16 protein-coding genes are annotated in these 18512 nt (G+C 68.5%); 6 read left to right on the top strand and 10 right to left on the bottom strand.

Annotation, left to right across the window (positions count from 1 at the left end; translation table 11 throughout):
- Window positions 1-20: 20 nt before the first annotated feature.
- From ACTRWB_RS14050 to ACTRWB_RS14030, 5 genes are all read right to left on the bottom strand, one after another.
- The gene (locus ACTRWB_RS14050) at window positions 21-1190 is read right to left on the bottom strand and encodes an MFS transporter (RefSeq protein WP_048242867.1); all 1170 of its coding nucleotides are present in this window, start codon (window positions 1188-1190) and stop codon (window positions 21-23) included.
- Window positions 1191-1431: 241 nt separating this feature from the next.
- Window positions 1432-2181 (bottom strand): 5,6-dimethylbenzimidazole synthase, encoded by a 750-nt coding sequence (bluB, locus tag ACTRWB_RS14045; protein WP_446902246.1) that lies wholly within the window; start codon window positions 2179-2181, stop codon window positions 1432-1434.
- Between the two features lie 180 nt (window positions 2182-2361).
- Window positions 2362-3360, bottom strand: a complete 999-nt coding sequence (locus ACTRWB_RS14040) for a 2-hydroxyacid dehydrogenase (protein WP_343493018.1) — start codon at window positions 3358-3360, stop codon at window positions 2362-2364.
- Between the two features lie 30 nt (window positions 3361-3390).
- A complete protein-coding gene (locus tag ACTRWB_RS14035; protein ID WP_048242861.1) occupies window positions 3391-4374 on the bottom strand; it encodes a LysR family transcriptional regulator in 984 nt (327 codons plus the stop codon).
- Between the two features lie 532 nt (window positions 4375-4906).
- On the bottom strand, window positions 4907-5083 hold the full coding sequence (locus tag ACTRWB_RS14030) for a hypothetical protein (protein ID WP_193097724.1): 177 nt from the start codon (window positions 5081-5083) through the stop codon (window positions 4907-4909).
- A gap of 33 nt (window positions 5084-5116) precedes the next feature.
- On the opposite strand from ACTRWB_RS14030, the gene ACTRWB_RS14025 reads away from it, so the two are divergent.
- Window positions 5117-6328, top strand: a complete 1212-nt coding sequence (locus tag ACTRWB_RS14025) for a pyridoxal-phosphate-dependent aminotransferase family protein (RefSeq protein ID WP_048242859.1) — start codon at window positions 5117-5119, stop codon at window positions 6326-6328.
- Window positions 6329-6346: 18 nt separating this feature from the next.
- On the opposite strand, the gene ACTRWB_RS14020 is transcribed toward ACTRWB_RS14025, so the two are convergent.
- Window positions 6347-7282, bottom strand: coding sequence for a helix-turn-helix domain-containing protein (locus tag ACTRWB_RS14020; protein WP_446902245.1), 936 nt, complete (start codon window positions 7280-7282; stop codon window positions 6347-6349).
- Window positions 7283-7418: 136 nt separating this feature from the next.
- On the opposite strand from ACTRWB_RS14020, the gene ACTRWB_RS14015 reads away from it, so the two are divergent.
- Window positions 7419-8309 (top strand): DMT family transporter, encoded by an 891-nt coding sequence (locus ACTRWB_RS14015; RefSeq protein WP_193097726.1) that lies wholly within the window; start codon window positions 7419-7421, stop codon window positions 8307-8309.
- Between the two features lie 112 nt (window positions 8310-8421).
- On the opposite strand, the gene ACTRWB_RS14010 is transcribed toward ACTRWB_RS14015, so the two are convergent.
- Complete coding sequence (locus ACTRWB_RS14010) at window positions 8422-9636, bottom strand: MFS transporter (RefSeq protein ID WP_446902244.1); 1215 nt, start codon at window positions 9634-9636, stop codon at window positions 8422-8424.
- Window positions 9637-9984: 348 nt separating this feature from the next.
- Between ACTRWB_RS14010 and xdhA the strand changes: the two genes are divergently transcribed.
- The 4 genes from xdhA (at window position 9985) to ACTRWB_RS13990 (ending at window position 15059) form a co-directional block, all read left to right on the top strand.
- A complete protein-coding gene (gene xdhA, locus ACTRWB_RS14005) occupies window positions 9985-11535 on the top strand; it encodes a xanthine dehydrogenase small subunit (protein ID WP_446902243.1) in 1551 nt (516 codons plus the stop codon).
- 18 nt (window positions 11536-11553) lie between these two features.
- Window positions 11554-13917, top strand: a complete 2364-nt coding sequence (gene xdhB, locus ACTRWB_RS14000; protein WP_446902242.1) for a xanthine dehydrogenase molybdopterin binding subunit — start codon at window positions 11554-11556, stop codon at window positions 13915-13917.
- Window position 13918: 1 nt separating this feature from the next.
- Window positions 13919-14536, top strand: a complete 618-nt coding sequence (gene xdhC, locus ACTRWB_RS13995; protein WP_412022390.1) for a xanthine dehydrogenase accessory protein XdhC — start codon at window positions 13919-13921, stop codon at window positions 14534-14536.
- Window positions 14537-14657: 121 nt separating this feature from the next.
- Window positions 14658-15059, top strand: a complete 402-nt coding sequence (locus ACTRWB_RS13990) for a polyketide cyclase (RefSeq protein WP_446902241.1) — start codon at window positions 14658-14660, stop codon at window positions 15057-15059.
- 16 nt (window positions 15060-15075) lie between these two features.
- On the opposite strand, the gene ACTRWB_RS13985 is transcribed toward ACTRWB_RS13990, so the two are convergent.
- The 3 genes from ACTRWB_RS13985 to ACTRWB_RS13975 all read right to left on the bottom strand — a co-directional run bounded on the left by ACTRWB_RS13985 (window position 15076) and on the right by ACTRWB_RS13975 (window position 18257).
- Window positions 15076-16023: a LysR family transcriptional regulator gene (locus ACTRWB_RS13985; RefSeq protein WP_048242847.1), complete on the bottom strand. Its 948-nt coding sequence runs from the start codon at window positions 16021-16023 to the stop codon at window positions 15076-15078.
- A gap of 68 nt (window positions 16024-16091) precedes the next feature.
- Window positions 16092-16730, bottom strand: coding sequence for a DsbA family protein (locus ACTRWB_RS13980; RefSeq protein ID WP_412022387.1), 639 nt, complete (start codon window positions 16728-16730; stop codon window positions 16092-16094).
- 84 nt (window positions 16731-16814) lie between these two features.
- On the bottom strand, window positions 16815-18257 hold the full coding sequence (locus ACTRWB_RS13975; protein ID WP_446902240.1) for a TAXI family TRAP transporter solute-binding subunit: 1443 nt from the start codon (window positions 18255-18257) through the stop codon (window positions 16815-16817).
- Between the last annotated feature and the right edge of the window lie 255 nt (window positions 18258-18512).

Here is an 18512-nt window from a genome sequence, read left to right as displayed (position 1 = left end):
AACGAATGCGCGCCGTCGAGTTACACGTATTCGGTCGGTACGGCCACCGGACGACGTTCGAGCGACGCCGACCACAGCGTGAGCGCGAGCGCCGCGACGGCCATCGCGACCCCGACCCACGGCAGGTTCACGAGCGACACGCCGGAACCGATCGCCATCCCGCCGAGCCACGCGCCGGTCGCATTGCCGAGGTTGAACGCGCCCTGGTTCAGCGTCGACGCGAGGTTCGGCGCGTCGCTCGCGCGATCGACGATCATGATCTGCAGCGGCGGCACGATCGCGAACGCGAGGATGCCCCACACGAAGATCGTCGCGAGCGCGGCGAACGGCAGGTGCATCGTGCCCGCGAACAGCGCGAGGACGATGCCGATCAGTGCGAGCGTCGCGATCAGCGACGGCATCCGGCGCCAGTCGGCGAGCTTGCCGCCGAGCGTGCCGCCGACCGTCAGGCCGAGGCCGAACAGCAGCAGCACGTAGGTGACCTGGCGCGGCGAGAAGCCGGTCACATCCTCGAGGATCGGCGTGATGTACGTGAACACGCTGAACAGGCTCGCGGACGCGAGCACGCTGATGCCGAGCACCATCAGCACTTGCGGGTGCTTCAGCACGCTGAATTCGCGCGTAATGCTGGTGTCGGGCATCGCGAGATTTTTCGGCAGGCACACGGCGAGCGCCGCGGCCGCGACGATGCCGATGCCGGTGACGGCCCAGAACGTCGCGCGCCAGCCGAACGCCTGGCCGAGCGCGGTGCCGAGCGGCACGCCGAGCACGTTCGCGAGCGTGAGGCCGGTGAACATCAGCGCGATGGCCTGCGCGCGGCGGTTCGGCGCGACGAGGTTGCTCGCGACCACCGAGCCGATCCCGAAGAACGCGCCGTGGCAGAACGCGGTGACGACGCGCGCGGCCATCAGCACTGCATAACCGGGGGCGATCGCGCAGAACAGGTTGCCCGCGATGAACAGCCCGATCAGCCCCATCAGCGCGCGCTTGCGCGGCATTTTCGCGGTGACGATCGCGAGGATCGGCGCGCCAATCGTCACGCCGAGCGCGTAACCCGACACGAGCATCCCGGCGGCCGGAATCGACACGCCGAGATCGCGCGCGACATTGGGCAGCAGCCCCATGATCACGAATTCGGTGGTACCGATTCCAAAAGCGGCGACGGCAAGGGCGAAAAGAGGTAAGGGCATCGCGGTAGGCTCGGGAAAAGCCGCTGCTCGGGCCAGGCGCAGGATGCGCGGGACGGGCGGGCGGTAAGGCGAACGACAGCGCGATTCTACTTCAGTGAAAACCCCTACGCTCGGGGCCAAAACGGTTGTTGCCGGCGTGCGACGGGGCAACGCGCGTGACGCTCACAGTGTGGGATCCGGCAACGGTTTGCGGCGGGTGAGTGCGCCGGGGTCGGAACGAGGGCGGCGGCCGGGCCGCGCTTCACGCGATTCGTTCGGGTGATCCGTCGGTGCTGGGGTTCGATGCGTTAGCCGAGTCGGCATCCGGCGCCTGGGTCGCGGGCGACGCAGGCGAGCCGGCGGCGTCGAGCGTGGCCGGATCGTCCCAGCCGTTCTCGAACAGGCACGCTTCGATCGGCATCCGCGCGGCCCAGCGTTCCTCTTCGAGCATCGGCTTTGCGTAGAACGCGTCGACATGCCCGACGCACAGCACGGCGATCGGCTTCGCGCCGTCGGGCATCCGGAGCAGCGTGCGCAGCGCATCGACGTCGAACAGCGACACCCAGCCCATCCCGAGCCCTTCCGCGCGGGCCGCGAGCCACATGTTCTGGATCGCGCACGCGGCGGACGCGAGATCCATCTCCGGCAGCGTGCGGCGGCCGAACACATGGCGTTCGCGGCCGTCGGCGAGCGCGACGACGAGCAGCTCGCCGCATTCGCGCACGCCTTCGACCTTCAACCGCATGAATTCGTCCTGGCGCTCGCCGAGCGCATCGGCGGTTGCGCGGCGCTCGGCGTCGACCAGCGCGTGGATCGCGGTGCGCAGCGCGGGATCGGTGATGCGGATGAAGCGCCACGGCTGCATGAAACCGACGCTCGGCGCATGGTGCGCCGCGCGCAGCAGCCGCGCGAGCACGGCCGGATCGACGGGCGCCGGCGTGAAATGGCGCATGTCGCGCCGTTCGAAGATGGCGCGGTAGACCGCGGCGATGGCGGAGTCGTCGAAACGCATGAGCGGGAGGAGGCGGGGTAACGTCGGCGCAACGATAGCAGACGGCGCGCGGGAATCGTTACATCAGTCGAAACAAAACGCGAAATTGTTCATGAAAAAAGCCGGTTGCGCAGCAGTGGGCGCAAGCAAACGATTGCGGTGGCGCCGGCAACCATCAAATGAGCCAATTTCGTCGATTTGTCAGCGAATCGCCGTCACGACGTTCTGCGGCGTGCCCGCATGCCAGGCCTCGATGTTGCGCAGCGTCGTCTGCGCGATCTCCGCCAGCGCCTCGCGCGTGAAGAACGCCTGGTGCGACGTGACGATCACGTTCGGGAACGTCAGCAGCCGTGCGAGCACGTCGTCCTGCAGCGGCTGGTCGGAGTGATCCTCGAAGAAGAGCCCGCTTTCCTCCTCGTACACGTCGAGTCCGAGATGGCCGAGCTGGCCGCTCTTGAGCGCGTCGATCAGCGCCTGCGCGTCGACGAGGCCGCCGCGGCCGGTGTTGATCAGCATCGCGCCGTGCTTCATCCGCGCGAGCGTGCGCTCGTTGATCAGATGGTGTGTCGACGGTAGCAGCGGGCAGTGCAGGCTGACGACGTCGGCGTGGTGCAGCAGCTCGTCGAGCTCGACATAGCGCGCGCCGAACGCGATCAGCTCGTCGTTGTACGGCGGCACCGAATGCGCGAGCACGTGCATCCCGAAGCCCATCATGATCTTCGCGAACACGCTGCCGATGATGCCGGTGCCGATCACGCCGACGGTCTTGCCGTGCAGGTCGAAGCCGAGCAGCCCGTTCAGCGAGAAGTCGCCTTCGCGGGTGCGCGCGACGGCGCGCGGCAAGCGGCGGTTGAGCGCGAGGATCAGCGCGACCGCGTGCTCGGCGACCGCATGCGGCGAATAGGCGGGCACGCGCACGACCGTGATGCCGAGCCGCTCGGCCGCCGCCAGGTCGACGTGGTTGAAGCCCGCCGAGCGCAGCGCGATCAGGCGCGTGCCGCCGTCGGCCAGCCGTGCGAGCACGGCCGCGTCGACGGTGTCGTTGACGAACGGGCAGACGACTTCATAACCATGCGCGAGGATCGCGGTTTCCGCGTCGAGGTGCGACGGCTGGAAGTGCAGCCGATAGCCGAACTGCCGGTTGACGGCAGTAAACGAATCGTTGTCGTACTGCCGGCTGCTGAACAGGATCACGCGCACGCTGCACCTCCGATGGCTGTCGCGCGCAGTTTACTGCAGGCCCGTGACGATGTCGGAGCGTTCGGGCCCGCGCGGCGGACGCAGGAAGCTGTAGTCCACCCGCTCGCGGGCCGTCTGCGCGCTGAAATGATCGAGCGCGTGCTCGACGAAGCTGCGCGTGCGGGCCGGCACGTACTGGCGGTTCGGATAGACGAGCGACAACTGCGTGTCGGGATCGTCGATCCGGTAGCCGGCCAGCAGCCGCACGAGCGTGCCGGTGGCGAGCGCGTCGGCGACGCACGGCTCGGGTAGCACCGCGATGCCGGCCCCGGCAACGGCGGCCGCCTGGACGAGCGCGAGCTGGTTGACCGTGCAGGCCGGGCGCACCGTGACGGAATGCGCGACGCCGTCGTGACCGATCAGTTGCCACGCGGGCGCATGCTGGTGCGGCGCGAGCGTGACCCAGTCGTGGCCCGGCAGGTCGTCGGGCACGCGCGGCTCGCCGCGTCGCTCGAGATAGGCCGGCGCCGCGCACGCGACGAACGGGTTCGGCGCGAGCGCATGGCCGATCAGCGTCGGATTGCCGTCGAGCCGGTTGCCCGTGATGATGCCGACGTCGTAGCCCGAATCGAGCACGTCGAGCGGCCCCTCGGAGACGGTCAGCTGCACGCGCAGCTCGGGGTAGCGGTGCCGGAAGCTGCTGACGAGCGGCGTCAGCGCAAGCGGCGACAGCAGGCCCGACGCGACGACGCGCAGCGTGCCGGCCGGTTCGCGCACGGCATGCGCGACGGACGATTCGAGGTGATCGAACTCCTCGAGCAGCGCACGGCAACCGTCGAGGTAGCGTACGCCGGCCTCGGTGAGCGACAGGTTGCGCGTGGTGCGGTGGATCAGCCGTGTGTTCAGGTGGCCCTCGAGCATCGCGATCGAACGCGTGACGAGCGCATTGGACACGCCGAGATGGTGCGCCGCGCGCCGGAAGCTTTGCTGCTCGGCGACGCAGACGAAGACACGCATGGTCTGAATCTGGTTCATGGCTGGCGTATTTCTGGCCCGGTTGATTGATTATGGTTGTGGATTTTCGCCGCGTAGCGCTCGAAAGCGCATCGCGCGGCCCCCAGTTCTCCATCGCATCGAAAAAATCGTTTTTCGATTCTGTAGACGATTGTTAAATACAGAAGCGATATCCGTCAACCTGAGAAAATGGGCGGGTTGCGGAAAATCTAAATCGCGAGTACCGGTTAAACGTGGTAGAGCGCGCAAGCGCCTGCCTGGAAAACCGGATCGGTATTTGAGTATGTGCCGAAGGTGCGAATATTTCTTATGTTAATCAATCGGTTGTGTGTGATTCGGACAGCCGGGATCGGATAAATAGGGGAATCGTTCCCCAATACATGCAACCGTAATAGATGTTTTTTCCACACGCGAATTTTGCGTATCGTATTCCGCGCGGCGGATTTTTATCAGGCATCCGGTCTATTTTGTTCGATGCACAAGTCGTGCTGAACCGCCGGCCTCGGCCAATCGCAGCGATACTGCCCGAGAAAATCGCGTGCATGGAACCGTTTCACAACCGGCCGGCAATCCTTTTCCAATCCGGAATCTCGTCGCGAGATAAGTGTCCTGCCGGCTGGCCCGGTCCGGCGACCGGGCCACCGGCGCGCTGTCCGGCGGCGCGTGCCTCTTGCGCGAGGCCGCGGAACGCGGAATGATCGATCAGTTCGCCATGCAGCGCGGCGAGCATCCGTGCATTTCCTTTCCTCATCCTTTACCCGCCATGTCCATCGATTACTCGCCGATTCCCTGTCCCGTCGTCGTGCCGCTCGACGCGATCCTGCCCGAAGAACCGCTGCTGATGATGGGGGCCGGCCCGGTTCCGATCCCGGCCGCCGTCGCGAAGGCGAACACGATCGTGATCAACCACCTCGGCGCGACGATGGCGAAGATCATCGAGCAGGTGAAGGAGATGGCGCGTTACGTGTTCCAGACCCGCACGAAGTGGGTGCTCGGCGTCGCGGGCCCCGGCTCGGCCGCGATGGAAATGGCGATCTCGAACCTCGCATGGCGCGGCACGCGCGTACTGTCGATCCGCAACGGCTTCTTCAGCGCGCGGATGGCCGAGATGGCCACGCGCGTCGGCGCCGACGTCGTGACGCTCGAAGTGGCCGACCGCGCGGTCGCGAGCCTCGACGAGATCGCGGACGCGATCGCGCGCGAGCGGCCCGAGATCGTCACGATCGTGCAGGGCGAGACGTCGAACACGGTGTGGAACCGTGACCTGCGCGACATCGCGGCGCTCGCGAAGGCGGCCGGCGCGCTGGTCGTCGTCGACGCGGTGTGCACGCTGTCGACGATGCCGCTCGAGATGGACGCGTGGGGTATCGACGCGGTGATCACCGGCGGTCAGAAGGGCTTGTCGTCGATCCCGGGCGTGTCGCTGATCGCGTTTTCCGACGCCGCGTGGGAGCGGATGAAGCATCGCGCCGAACCGAACACGCACTGGTGCCTCGACATGGCGCTCGCGGAGAACTTCTGGCACAACGCGGGTTATCACTACACGGCACCCGTGTCGGGTGTGCTCGCGCTGCACGAGGCGCTGCGGCTCGTCTGCGCGGAGACGCTCGAAAGCCGCTTCGCGCGCCATCTGCGCTGTTCGCTCGCGCTGCAGGCGGGCGTCGAGTCGATGGGGCTCAAGCTCTATGCGCCGAAAGACTGCCGGCTCAATTCGGTGGTCGGGATCGAGACGCCGGAAGGGCTGACGCCCGGCATGGTCTGCGGCCATATCTCGAAGCAGTACCAGGTCGAGATCTCGGGCTCGTTCGGCTTGCCGATCGTGCGGATCGGGCAGATGGGCGAGCAGTGCCGTGAACACAACCTGTTCCGCACACTGCATGCGTTCGGCCGCACGATGGTCGACCTGAAGGTGCCGGTCGACCTGCCGGCCGGTGTCGCGGCGCTCGAGCAGGAACTGTCGCAACGCGGCGCGTAACGCCGCGGCGGGCCGCGCTCAGCGGCCCTGCATCGCGCGCCGGTACGTATTCGGCGTCGTGCCGTGCGCGTCGCGAAAGCGATGGCTGAAGTGGCCGGCGTTCGCGTAGCCGCAGTCGGCCGCGATCTGCGCGAGCGGTAGCGCCGTCGTGCGCAGCAGCTCGCGCGCCCGTGCGAGCCGCTGCTCGGCAACCCACGCATGCGGCGCGCGGCCGAACGACAGCCGGAACATCCGCGAGAAGTGGTATTCGGACAGCGCGGCGACGTCGGCGAGTTCGCCGAGCGTCAGCGGCTGCGTCAGATACGTGTCGATGTAGTCGCGCACGCGGCGGCGCACGGCCGGCGCGAGCCCGCCGCGAAACGATACGTCGGTGCGCGTCGTGCTCTGCCCGCGCAGCAGCAGGCTCAGCACCTCGTGCGCGGTTTCGTTCACACGCAGCCGCTCGTCGGCATCGTCCCAGCCGTCCAGCGCGAGCGAGCGCAGCAGCGCGGCGACGCGCGCATCCTCGAAATAAGTGCGGTCGGCGAGCTTCAGCTCGCGCGGCTCGCGGTCGAGTTCGCGGATCGCGCGCTGCGTGAAGTGCTCCGGCAGGAAATACAGGTGGATGAAGTGCATCTCGCCGCGCACCCACCAGCGCGATTCATGGTCGCCCGGCAGCGCGCACAGCAGGCTCGGCGCGCCGTAGCGCGGCACGCGCTGGCGCTCGGTCCGGTAGCCGCCGTCGAGGTAGCACGACAGCGTGTGGTGGCCGGGCTGCTCGTAGATCGTCTCGCTTTCGTCGGTGATGCGCGTCCATTCGGCGATCGCGAGATGGTCGCCGAGCCACGCGAAGCGCTCGAGCGTCGCGTTCGCGTCGGCGAGCGTGCGGCAGACCGACTGCAGGCCGAACGGCAGATCGCCGCCGGCCAGGGCGGTGGCGCGGTCGACGGGCGGGGCGGAGAGGGAGAGGCTCATGATGCGACGAGTATAAGCGGGCGCGCGGCAGCGGGTACGGCGGCCCGCAAAAGACCGCAATTCCGGACAATCGGCGCGCGCCGCGCGGCGGCATAGTCGGGATCCCGTTTCACCCGCTTTTCGGACCGCCACCGCCATGAACCTGTCGCTTTATTTCGTCACCGTGCTGATCTGGGGCACCACCTGGATCGCGATCAAGTGGCAGCTCGGCGCCGTGCCGCCGCCCGTGTCGATCGCGTGGCGCTTCTGGCTCGCGGCCGCCGTGCTGTTCGCGCTGCTGCGCGTGATGCGCCGGCCGGTCCGGCCGCCGCGCGAGGCGTGGCGCTTCCTCGTCGCGCAGGGTTTCGCGCTGTTCTGCCTGAACTTCCTGTGCTTCTATTACGCGGAGCAGGTCGTGCCGAGCGGTCTCGTCGCGGTGATCTTCTCGACCGCGCCGCTGTTGAATTCGATCAACGGCCGGCTGTTCATGGGCCGGCCGCTGCGGCCGTCGGCGATCGCCGGCGCGCTGCTCGGCCTGGTCGGCATCGCGTGCCTGTTCTGGCAGCAGATGGCCGGCCATCTCGACGATCACGCGACCTGGATGGGGCTCGCGATCGCGTTCGCCGGCACGATGTGCTTCTCGGCCGGCAACCTGCTGTCGAGCCGGATGCAGTCGATGGGGCTGCATCCGCTTGCGACCAACGGCTGGGCGATGCTGATCGGCGCGGTGATCCTGACCGTCGGCAGCGCGGTGGCCGGAATGCCGTTTACGCTCGACCTGAGCCCGCGTTATCTCGGCGCGCTTGTCTACCTGGCCGTGCCGGGTTCGGTGATCGGCTTTACCGCGTACCTGACGCTCGTCGGCCGGATCGGGCCGGAGCGCGCCGCGTATTGCACGGTGCTGTTCCCGATCGTCGCGCTGGCCGTGTCGACGGTGTTCGAGGGCTACCAGTGGTCGCCGCTCGCGGTGATCGGGCTGCTGCTCGTCGTGGCCGGCAATCTCGTCGCGTTCGACCTGACGCGCCGGTTGTTTCTCCGGACGGCCTGACCGCTCGGCCCCTGAATGAAAAAACGCCCGCGCGATGCGGGCGTTTTCTTTTGTTGCGCTGGCGCCGATGCCGCGACTTCCGCGACCGCCCGCCGTGCGGCGAGCCGCGTGGTCACGCCGCCGCGCCGCTCCCCTCAACGCGCGCCTGCCGCTGGTACAGCACCATCGACAGCGCGACGCCCGCCGCGGCGGCCGCCGCCGCAAACAGGAACACCTGCGGATAACCGAACGCGCCCGCGATATAGCCGGCGAGCGGGCCCGTGATGCCGAGCGACAGGTCGAGGAACACCGAGTACGCGGACAGCGCCGCGCCGCGGCTCGCCGGCGGCACGAGCGCGACGGCCTCGACGCCGAGCGCGGGGAAGATCAGCGCGAAACCGAAACCGGTCAGCGCGGCGCCGACGAGCGCGACGTGCGGCACGGGCGCGAGCCACAGCAGCACGAGGCCCGCGCATTCGAACGCAAACGACACGATCGCGACGCGGAAGCCGCCGTAAGTTTTGATCGTGTTCGCGAACAGCAGGCGCGTGCCGATGAACAGCGTGCCGAACACGGTCAGCGACAACGCGGCGTTCGGCCAGTGGCGCGCCGCGTAGTACAGCGTGACGAAGGTTGCGATCGAGCCGAAGCCGGCCGAGCCGAGTGCGAGGCCGAGGCCGTGCGGCAGCACGCGCGTGAACACGCTCGCATACGACATCCGTTCGCCATGCACGAGCGGCACGGCGGCGATCAGGCGCGCAAGGTAGAAGCCGGTCGCCGCCAGCGCGATCACGATCACGCCGATCAGCGCCGGATTCAGCGTATGCGCGATCGCGACGCCGACCGGCGCGCCGAGCGCGAGCGCGCCGTAGGTCGCGATGCCGTTCCACGAGATCACCTTCGCGTTGTGCGTGACGCCGACCCGGCCGATGCCCCACAGGATCGCGCCGGTGCCGCACAGGCTCTCGCCGACGCCGAGCACGAGCCGGCTCGCGACCAGCAGCACGAGGCTCGCGACCGGCCAGTGCGCGAGCAGCAGCGCGATGAGCAGCAGCACACCCGACACGCCGCAGCCGATCAGCCCGCGCAGCACCGTCTGCTTCGGGCCGAGCGTATCGGCGAAACGCCCGGCGAGCGGCCGCGATGCGAGCGTCGCGAAATACTGGACGCTGATCGCGCCGCCCGCGACGATCGCGGAAAAACCGAGGTCGTCATGGACGAAACCCGGCAGCACCGCGAGCGGCAGGCCGATGGTCAGGTAGCAGATGAACGTGAAGCAGACGACGGACACGATTTGCAGCGTGACCGCGAACCCGCTGCGCGGTGGTGTGGCGGAGTCGGTTGACATGGGGTCGGAACGATTGAGCGAAACGGAGCGTGACGGAACGGAAGACGGCGAAAAGCGGAATCGGGATTTTCCCATGGAACCGGTTTTCACGCAGGTACCATTTAGTTAATCACGACCCGATTTCATCGCTCGCGAACCGGCGAGGGCATGCCGGAGAGGCGCGCGGAGCACCGTGCGAAGGGGCGCCGGGCGGCCCCGGCGCTCATATCGCGGCAGTTATATGGGCCCCATGCGTGATGGGCTATGGGTTGCGGAATTTGATGGTGATAGCGTGCAAACTGTCAGAAAAACGTCGGTCGAGCGCCCCGCGCAGGCCGCTTTGCCCCCCATTTGAAGAATCATAGAGACATGAGTGAGCCGATTCGCTTCTACCATCGTCACGCGATCCGCGAAGTCAGCGGCGCGGACGTCACCCGCACCGTGCTGCAATACCTGCGCGAGGACGCGCATTGCACCGGCACCAAGGAAGGCTGCGCGGAAGGCGACTGCGGCGCGTGCACGGTCGTCGTCGGCGAGCTGACCGACACCGGCGCGGTCGAGTTCAAGGCCGTCAACGCGTGCATCCAGTTCCTGCCGACGCTCGACGGCAAGGCGCTGCTGACGGTCGAGGACCTGCGCCAGCCGGACGGCGCGCTGCATCCGGTGCAGCAGGCGATGGTCGATTGCCACGGTTCGCAATGCGGGTTCTGCACGCCCGGCTTCGTGATGTCGATGTGGGCGCTGTACGAGAAGCACGGCCACGAAGGCTGCGCGAGCGCCAGCACGTGCGCGAAGGCGAAGGACGTGCCGACGCGCACCGAGATCGCCGATGCGCTGACGGGCAACCTGTGCCGCTGCACCGGTTATCGCCCGATCGTCGACGCGGCGGTGCAGATGTTCGACGCGCCGGCGCCGTCGGCACCGGTCGACACGGCCGCGCTCGCCCGCACGCTCGCATCGCTCAAGCGCGACGACACGTTCGACTACGCCACGATCAACGGCGCCCGCTTCGCGGCGCCGCGCACGCTCGACGCGCTGGCCGCACTGAAGGCCGAGCGGCCCGACGCGCGGATCCTCGCGGGCAGCACCGACATCGGCCTGTGGGTCACGAAGCAGATGCGCCGGCTCGACGACCTGATCTACGTCGGCCAGATTGCCGAACTGCAGCGCCTCGTCGAACGCGGCGACTGGATCGAGATCGGCGCGGGCGTGACGGTCGAGAAGGCGTATGCGGCGCTGGCCGGCACGTACCCGGAACTGATCGAGATGTGGAAGCGCTTTGCGTCGCTGCCGATCCGCAACGCGGGCACGATCGGCGGCAACGTCGCGAACGGCTCGCCGATCGGCGACTCGATGCCCGGCCTGATCGCGCTCGGCGCGCGGGTCGTGCTGCGCGGCGGCGACACGGTGCGCGAGCTGCCGCTCGAGGCGCTCTACACGGGCTACCAGCAGAAGGACATGGCGCCGCACGAATTCGTCGTCGGCCTGAAGGTGCCGACCCGCACCGGCGCGCGCGAGAAGCTGCAGTTCCGCACGTACAAGCTGTCGAAGCGCTTCGACTCCGACATCTCGGCCGTGTGCGCGGCATTCGCGTTCATCGCGGACGGCGATACGGTGCGCGAACCGCGCATCGCGTTCGGCGGGATGGCCGCGACGCCGAAGCGCGCGACGCACACCGAAGCCGTGCTCGACGGCGCGCTGTGGCACGAAGCCACCGCGCAGGCCGCGATGCAGGCACTCGAGCGCGACTACCAGCCGCTGTCCGACATGCGCGCGACGAGCACGTACCGCCTCGATACCGCGAAGAACCTGATGTATCGATTCTGGCTGGAGACGCGCCCGCACGACCCGCTGCCGCCGCAAGCCCTGAATGTGCGTGAAGTGGCCGCCGAAGCCGGCGCCGACGCGGCGCGCGTCTGAAGACGGAGAACACCGAAAATGAACCAGCAAGCAGAACCGTTCCTGAGTACCCTCGACCCGCAAGCCGACGCCGCGCAGGTGCACGTATCGCGCGCTCACGAATCCGCGCACCTGCACGTGAGCGGGCGCGCCACCTACACCGACGACATTCCGGTCGTCGCCGGCACGCTGCACGCGGCGCTCGGCTTGTCGGCGAAGCCGCACGCGAGGATCGTGTCGATGAACTTCGACGCGGTGCGCGCGACGCCGGGCGTGGTCGCCGTGTTCACGGCCGACGATATCCCGGGTGTCAACGATTGCGGCCCGATCATTCACGACGACCCGGTGCTCGCCAAGGGCATCGTGCAGTTCGTCGGCCAGCCGATGTTCATCGTGGTCGCGACGTCGCATGAAACCGCGCGGCTCGCCGCGCGCCGCGCGCAGGTCGACTACGAGGAGCTGCCCGCGATCCTGACCGCGCAGGAGGCGCGCAAGGCAGAGACCTACGTGATCCCGCCGCTGAAGCTCGCGCGCGGCGACGCGGCCGCACGGCTCGCCGCCGCGCCGCACCGCGAGTCGGGCGAGATGCTGCTCGGCGGCCAGGAGCAGTTCTACCTGGAAGGGCAGATCGCCTACGCGGTGCCGAAGGACGACGACGGGATGCACGTGTACTGCTCGACCCAGCACCCGAGCGAAATGCAGCACCTCGTCGCGCACGTGCTCGGCGTCGCGTCGCACAACGTGCTGGTCGAATGCCGCCGGATGGGTGGCGGGTTCGGCGGCAAGGAATCGCAGTCGGGCCTGTTCGCGTGCTGCGCGGCGCTCGCCGCGTGGAAGCTGCTGTGTCCGGTGAAGCTGCGCCCGGACCGCGACGACGACATGATGATCACCGGCAAGCGGCACGACTTCCATTACCGCTTCGACGTCGGTTACGACGACGACGGCCGCCTCGACGGCGTGGCGCTCGACATGACGTCGCGCTGCGGCTTCTCGGCCGACCTGTCGGGGCCGGTGATGACGCGCGCGGTGTGCCACTTCGACAACGCGTACTGGCTGGGCGACGTCGACATCGCCGGCTACTGCGGCAAGACCAACACGCAGTCGAACACCGCGTTCCGCGGCTTCGGCGGCCCGCAGGGCGCGTTCGCGATCGAGTACATCCTCGACGACGTCGCGCGCTCGCTCGACCTCGATCCGCTCGACGTTCGTTATGCGAACCTGTACGGCAAGACCGAACGCAACGTGACGCCGTACGGGCAGACGGTCGAGGACAACGTGCTGCAGGAGCTGCTCGGCGAACTCGAGGCGACGAGCGACTACCGCGCGCGGCGCGCGGGCGTGCGCGAATTCAACGCGCGCAACACGGTGCTGAAGAAAGGCATCGCGATCACGCCGGTGAAGTTCGGGATCGCGTTCAACGTCACGCACTTCAACCAGGCCGGCGCGCTGGTGCACATCTACACCGACGGCTCGGTGCTCGTGAACCACGGCGGCACGGAGATGGGGCAGGGGCTCAACACCAAGGTCGCGCAGGTCGTCGCGCACGAGCTCGGCATCCGCTTCGGCCGGATCCGTGTGACCGCGACCGATACGAGCAAGGTGGCCAACACGTCCGCGACGGCCGCGTCGACGGGCTCGGACCTGAACGGCAAGGCCGCGCAGGATGCGGCGCGCCAGTTGCGCGAGCGACTCGCGGTGTTCGCGGCGAAGCAGTTCGGCGAAGGCAAGGTCGATGCGGCCGACGTGAAGTTCGGCAACGACTTCGTGTGGGTCGGCGGCAACGGCGTGCCGTTCGGCGAAGTGATCGCGAAGGCGTACCTCGCGCGCGTGCAGTTGTGGTCCGACGGTTTCTACGCGACGCCGAAGCTGTACTGGGATCAGTCGAAGCTGCAGGGCCGGCCGTTCTACTACTACTCGTACGGCGCGGCCGTGTCGGAAGTCGTGATCGACACGCTGACGGGCGAGATGCGCACGCTGCGCGTCGATGCGTTGCACGACGTGGGCGCGTCGCTGAACCCGGCGCTCGACGTCGGCCAGGTCGAAGGCGCGTTCATCCAGGGGATGGGCTGGCTCACGACCGAGGAGCTGTGGTGGAACAAGGGCGGCAAGCTGATGACGCATGCGCCGTCCACGTACAAGATCCCGACCGTGAACGACACGCCGCCCGAATTCAACGTGAAGCTGTTCCAGAACCGCAACGTCGAGGACAGCATCCACCGTTCGAAGGCCGTCGGCGAACCGCCGCTGCTGCTGCCGTTCTCGGTGTTCTTCGCGGTGCGCGACGCGATCGCGGCGGTCGGCGATTACCAGGTGAACCCGCCGCTCGACGCGCCGGCCACCGGCGAGTCGATCCTGCGCGCGGTGAGTGCGGTGCGCGCGGCCCGCGCCGTTCAGGCAGGCTGACATGAACGGGCCCGCACGCTCGCTTCGCGCCGCGCCGAACCCGACGTTCGCGCAGGGCACCGGCCAGCGCAACCGCGCGACCGGCGCGCCGGCACCGATGCACATCGTGTTGTTCGGTGCCGGGCACGTCGGTCACGCGCTCGTCACGCTGCTCGGCGCGCTGCCGTGCGTCGTGCAGTGGGTCGACACGCGCGACGAGCTGTTCCCGGACGAATGTCCGCCGAACGTGCAGCCGGAGCCGACCGACACGCCGGAGGCCGTCGTCGACGCGGCGCCGCCCGGCGCGTACTTCCTCGTGATGACGCACAACCACGCGCTCGATTTCTCGCTCGCCGCGCAGATCATGCGGCGGCGCGACTACGCGTACTTCGGGATGATCGGCTCGCGCACCAAGCGCGTGAAGTTCGAGCGCCGGCTTGCCGCACGCGGCGTCGATCCGGCGCGGCTCGTGGAGATGGTGTGCCCGATCGGCGTCGCGGGCATCGTCGACAAGGCGCCGGGCGCGATCGCGGTGGCCGTGTGCGCGGAGTTGCTGCAGGCACGTTCGGGCATGCCGGTGGCCGACGCGAAGGCGGCCGCGTCGGGGCGCGCGCGCGACGACGTGTCCTGCGCGCGGTAACGCCGCGCGGCGAGCGCAAGGCCGTTACCGGCGGGAGCGGGCCCCAGCACACGGCCGCGCGTTTTTGCATACACTGCACGGCAACGCGCGGCACCGGGCCGCGCTTTTCCGTGCAGGTGCCATGTCCGATCACCCGATTTATCTCGACGCGCTCGATACGAGCCTCGTCGCCATCGAGCGCTGGCTGTCCGGCGTCGATACCGAGCCAGCGGCGCTCGACGCGCTGCTCGCGTCGTTCTCCGCCGAATTCACGATGATCCTGACCGACGGCCGCGTGGTCGACCGCGACGGCACGCATGCGCTGTTCGCGAAGCTCGCCGGCGCGAAGCCGGGGCTGCGCATCACGCTGTCGGAGATTCGCGTGCTCGCGGCCGACGCGTCGCATGCGGTGATCACCTATCTCGAAGCGCAGCACGCGGCATCGGGCGAGCTGCCCGCGCGTCGCGCGACCGCCGTGTTCGAACGCGACGCGGCGGGCGTCGTGCGCTGGACCCATCTGCAGGAAACCTTCTGCACGGCCTGAGCGGCCGTGCTGCATCTCAGCGCTTGCGGCTGCGGGCGACCGTCAGCTCGTCGGACACGCTCTGCATCAGCGAGCACAGCCACGCGATGTCGGTCGGGCGGTCGGGCTGCGGATGCGTGAGCAGGTAGCTCTTGATGCGCGGGAACGGCACGGGCGGCGTGACGACGACGAGCGGCAGCAGCTGCGCATAGTGCGTCGCGAAGCGGCGCGTCGTCGTGAAGATCAGGTCCGACTGCAGCAGCACCTGCGGCACGATCCCGAAGTAAGGCAGCGTCGTCACGATGCGCCGCGTGAGGCGCGCACGTGCCAGGCCGATCTCGATCGCGTTGCGCTTGTCGCCGGTGTACGGCGTGGGCGCGACGTGCGCGGCCGACGCATACGCTTCGCGCGTGAGCGGCACCCGTGCGAGCGGATGCGCTTCGCGCATCAGGCACACGATCGTGTCGGAGAACAAATCCTGGCGCGCGAACTGCGGGTCGGGCTTCGGCCAGTTGCCGATCACGAGATCGAGCGCGCCGGATTCGAGCGCGCCCGCGTGGTCGAGCGCGGGATTCAGCGAATCGATTTCCAGGTGCGCATGCGGCGCCGCGTCGCGAAAGCGCTCGATCAGCGTCGGCATGAAGAAATCGTTCAGGTAGTCGGGTGCAGCGACGCGAAACGTGCGCCGCGCCGACGACGGGTCGAAGTCGCCGTGCGGCGTCGCGATGAAGTCGACTTCACGCAGCGCGCGCTGCGCGGCTTCGAGCAGCGACGCGCCGTATTCGGTCGGCACCATCCCGGATTTGCCGCGCACGAGGATCGGGTCGTTCAGCGTCTCGCGCAGCTTGCGCAGCGCGGTGCTGATCGCGGGCTGGGTCTGGTTCAGCCGCAGCGCGGCCTGCGTGACGCTGCGCTCGAGCAGCAGCGTGCGCAATACGCGCACGAGCCAGATGTCGAGCGAGGCGGTACGGTCGTCGTCTTCCATCGGTGCCGGTTATTCAGGGGAAGCGTAACCTTACCGCAGCCGCGCGTTGCCGTGCGTGATACCGGCCATCACGCACGACCCTTGGGCAGCGTGCTGATCCGCTTGACCTCGCGCGATTCGAGCCAGTTCGGCGTGCGCGCGCAGTACAGCACCATCGGCAGCGCGTCCTCGCCCCAGAACAGCTGCTGGTTCATCCAGAAGGTCGGCACGCCGAACACGCCGAGTGCGATCGCGTCCGCGTTGTTGCGGGCCAGTTGCGCATGCGTCTCCTCGAACTCGATCAGCTCGTCGCCATGGCCGACGCCGACGCGTTCGCACAGCGCCGCGAAGCCTTCCGGCGTCGACGGATCGTTGCCGTCGCGCCAGATGAAGCGGAAGATTTCCAGCACGGTCCCGATATCGGCGCGCAGCGCGATCGCGAGGCGCAGCACCTTGTCGGAATCGAACGGGTGCGCGGGCGGCATCTTGAAGCGGATGCCGAGCTGTTCCGCGCGAAACAGCGCGTGACGGTACGTGAACGTGCGCTTGGCCGGCACGTCGGCGCTCGGGCGTTGCCCCCAGTGGCGCTGCAGGTCGATGAGCGATACCGCGACGGGTTCGAACGGCACGTCCGGCCACTTGTCATGCTGTTCGAGCAGCAGATAGGAGAACGGCGACACGAAGTCGAAGAACCAGGCGGGCTGGGCGGTGTCGAGGCCGGTTGTCATGACGATCTCCAGAGGGTGGGGCGTACGGCGGCCTCCATGGTACGCGGCGGTGCGCGCTTGCAGCAATGATCGCGGATCGTCTGCTCAGGCGGAACCGGGAGTCGCCCGAGGGGGATCGCCGGCCGGCGGCGCGGCAACGGTGCTTGCGTGCGGCTGGCCGGCGGCGCCTGGCGGCCCCGCCGGCGCGTCCTGGTCGTGCGAGGTGAGCCGCTCGCGCACGAAGCCGATGTGCTCGCGCAGCACGTAGAACTGCCCCGCGTACGCCAGCGGCATCTTCATCCGGTTCACGGCTTCCTCGATGTCGTCGAGTTCGTCGAGCAACTTGACGCGCTCTTCGGCCGTGTGTTCGCCGAGCGCGCTGCGTTCGAGCGCGATCAGCGCGCCGTACCAGCGGTAGATGCGCGAGCGCACGCGCCAGCCGTACAGCGACGGCACGAGCCGCAGCCCGGGGATCAGCACGACGATCAGCGGCACGATCACGACGAGCAGCCGGTCGACGAGGCTCGCGACCCAGAACGGCAAGCGCCGGTACAGGAAGGTCTTGCCCGACTTGTAATAGCGCGCCGCATCGTCGGACAGCGGGAAGCCGCGCGTGACCGACGACGGGAATTCGCCCGCATGCTGCAGGATCGTCGCGTGGCCGTGCACTTCGCGTGCGGCCTCGATCAGCAGGTCGGACAGCGCGGGGTGCAGCGAGTCGCGCGCGACCAGCTCGATCGTCGGTGCGACGGTGTGGATGTCGCTGGGCGGCAGGTTCTGGCCGAGATCGTAGACGCCCATCGGCAGCGTGATCGCGGTCAGGTACGGAAAGCGCCGCGCGTACGCTTCGGCCTGCGTGAACGAATACACGTGCACGCCGGGCGCGCGGAACAGTTTCGCCATGACCGGGATCTGCGTCGAGTCGCCGGACAGGAACGCCGCGTCGATCTTGCCGTCGAGCAGCGCGGTCGCGGCGTCCTCGCCGGCGGTCGGCAGCAGCTCGGTGGAGCCGCCCGGCACGATGCCGTTCATCTTCAGCAGCGCGAGGCTCAGCTCGCGCGCGCCGCTGCCTTCCGCGCCGAGCGCGAGCCGCTTGCCCTTGAAGTCGGACAGGCGCGCGACGACCGGGCCGCGGTACATGATCGCGAGCGGCACGTAGCCGATGCTGCCGAGCGAGACGAGCTGCTCGTCGCGCTCCTTCGGGCCGATGCCGCTCTGTACGAAGCCGACGTCGACCGCCGCGTTCGGGTTCGACAGCCGCGCGAGGTTCTGCGCGGACCCTTCGGACGATTCGACGTCGAGCGTGACGCCGTTCTTCGCGAGGATGGTCTTGTATTTCTGCGCGGCGTTCCAGTACGTGCTGCCGGGCGGCCCGGCCGAGATCACGAGGGTGGACGGCGGCGCCGGCTGGATCAGCCTGACCGCGAGCCAGACGGCCGCGCCCGCGAGCAGCACGGTGGGGCCGATCGACAGCGCGAGGTCGCGCCATGACACCGCGACGAAGCGGGCGAGGATGCGGCGAGGCGGGCGAGGGCGGGCTGGCTTCATGGGATCGGCGAATGACGCTGGCGTGACGCATCGATGACGGTCGTCGTGGACGATGCGCATTCTCGCGGCGATGGTACCCGGTTTCGCCGCGCGTGCGCGAGTCGGGCGGCCGTGGCGCGGCTGCGCGGCGACAGCGCCGGGGGCCGCCGCGTCAAAAGCTTTGCGCTTCCGCGGGCGCTGGATTACATTGTGCGACGCAGCCGCGCCCGATTCGCGCGCGACCCGGCACGCAATGAGACCGGGCGCGTCCGGCCG

The organism is Burkholderia sp. YIM B11467 (assembly GCF_052952715.1).
The sequence above is the reverse complement of the archived record's forward strand: the minus strand, read 5'-3'. Positions and strand labels throughout refer to the sequence as shown.

Coding starts and splice junctions, on each gene's coding strand:
- ACTRWB_RS14050 (WP_048242867.1), bottom strand. CDS start 1,190: ATGCCCTTACCTCTTTTCGCCCTTGCCGTCGCCGCTTTTGGAATCGGT.
- bluB (WP_446902246.1), bottom strand. CDS start 2,181: ATGCGTTTCGACGACTCCGCCATCGCCGCGGTCTACCGCGCCATCTTC.
- ACTRWB_RS14035 (WP_048242861.1), bottom strand. CDS start 4,374: ATGAACCAGATTCAGACCATGCGTGTCTTCGTCTGCGTCGCCGAGCAG.
- ACTRWB_RS14030 (WP_193097724.1), bottom strand. CDS start 5,083: ATGCTCGCCGCGCTGCATGGCGAACTGATCGATCATTCCGCGTTCCGC.
- ACTRWB_RS14025 (WP_048242859.1), top strand. CDS start 5,117: ATGTCCATCGATTACTCGCCGATTCCCTGTCCCGTCGTCGTGCCGCTC.
- ACTRWB_RS14020 (WP_446902245.1), bottom strand. CDS start 7,282: ATGAGCCTCTCCCTCTCCGCCCCGCCCGTCGACCGCGCCACCGCCCTG.
- ACTRWB_RS14015 (WP_193097726.1), top strand. CDS start 7,419: ATGAACCTGTCGCTTTATTTCGTCACCGTGCTGATCTGGGGCACCACC.
- ACTRWB_RS14010 (WP_446902244.1), bottom strand. CDS start 9,636: ATGTCAACCGACTCCGCCACACCACCGCGCAGCGGGTTCGCGGTCACG.
- xdhA (WP_446902243.1), top strand. CDS start 9,985: ATGAGTGAGCCGATTCGCTTCTACCATCGTCACGCGATCCGCGAAGTC.
- xdhB (WP_446902242.1), top strand. CDS start 11,554: ATGAACCAGCAAGCAGAACCGTTCCTGAGTACCCTCGACCCGCAAGCC.
- xdhC (WP_412022390.1), top strand. CDS start 13,919: ATGAACGGGCCCGCACGCTCGCTTCGCGCCGCGCCGAACCCGACGTTC.
- ACTRWB_RS13990 (WP_446902241.1), top strand. CDS start 14,658: ATGTCCGATCACCCGATTTATCTCGACGCGCTCGATACGAGCCTCGTC.
- ACTRWB_RS13985 (WP_048242847.1), bottom strand. CDS start 16,023: ATGGAAGACGACGACCGTACCGCCTCGCTCGACATCTGGCTCGTGCGC.
- ACTRWB_RS13980 (WP_412022387.1), bottom strand. CDS start 16,730: ATGACAACCGGCCTCGACACCGCCCAGCCCGCCTGGTTCTTCGACTTC.
- ACTRWB_RS13975 (WP_446902240.1), bottom strand. CDS start 18,257: ATGAAGCCAGCCCGCCCTCGCCCGCCTCGCCGCATCCTCGCCCGCTTC.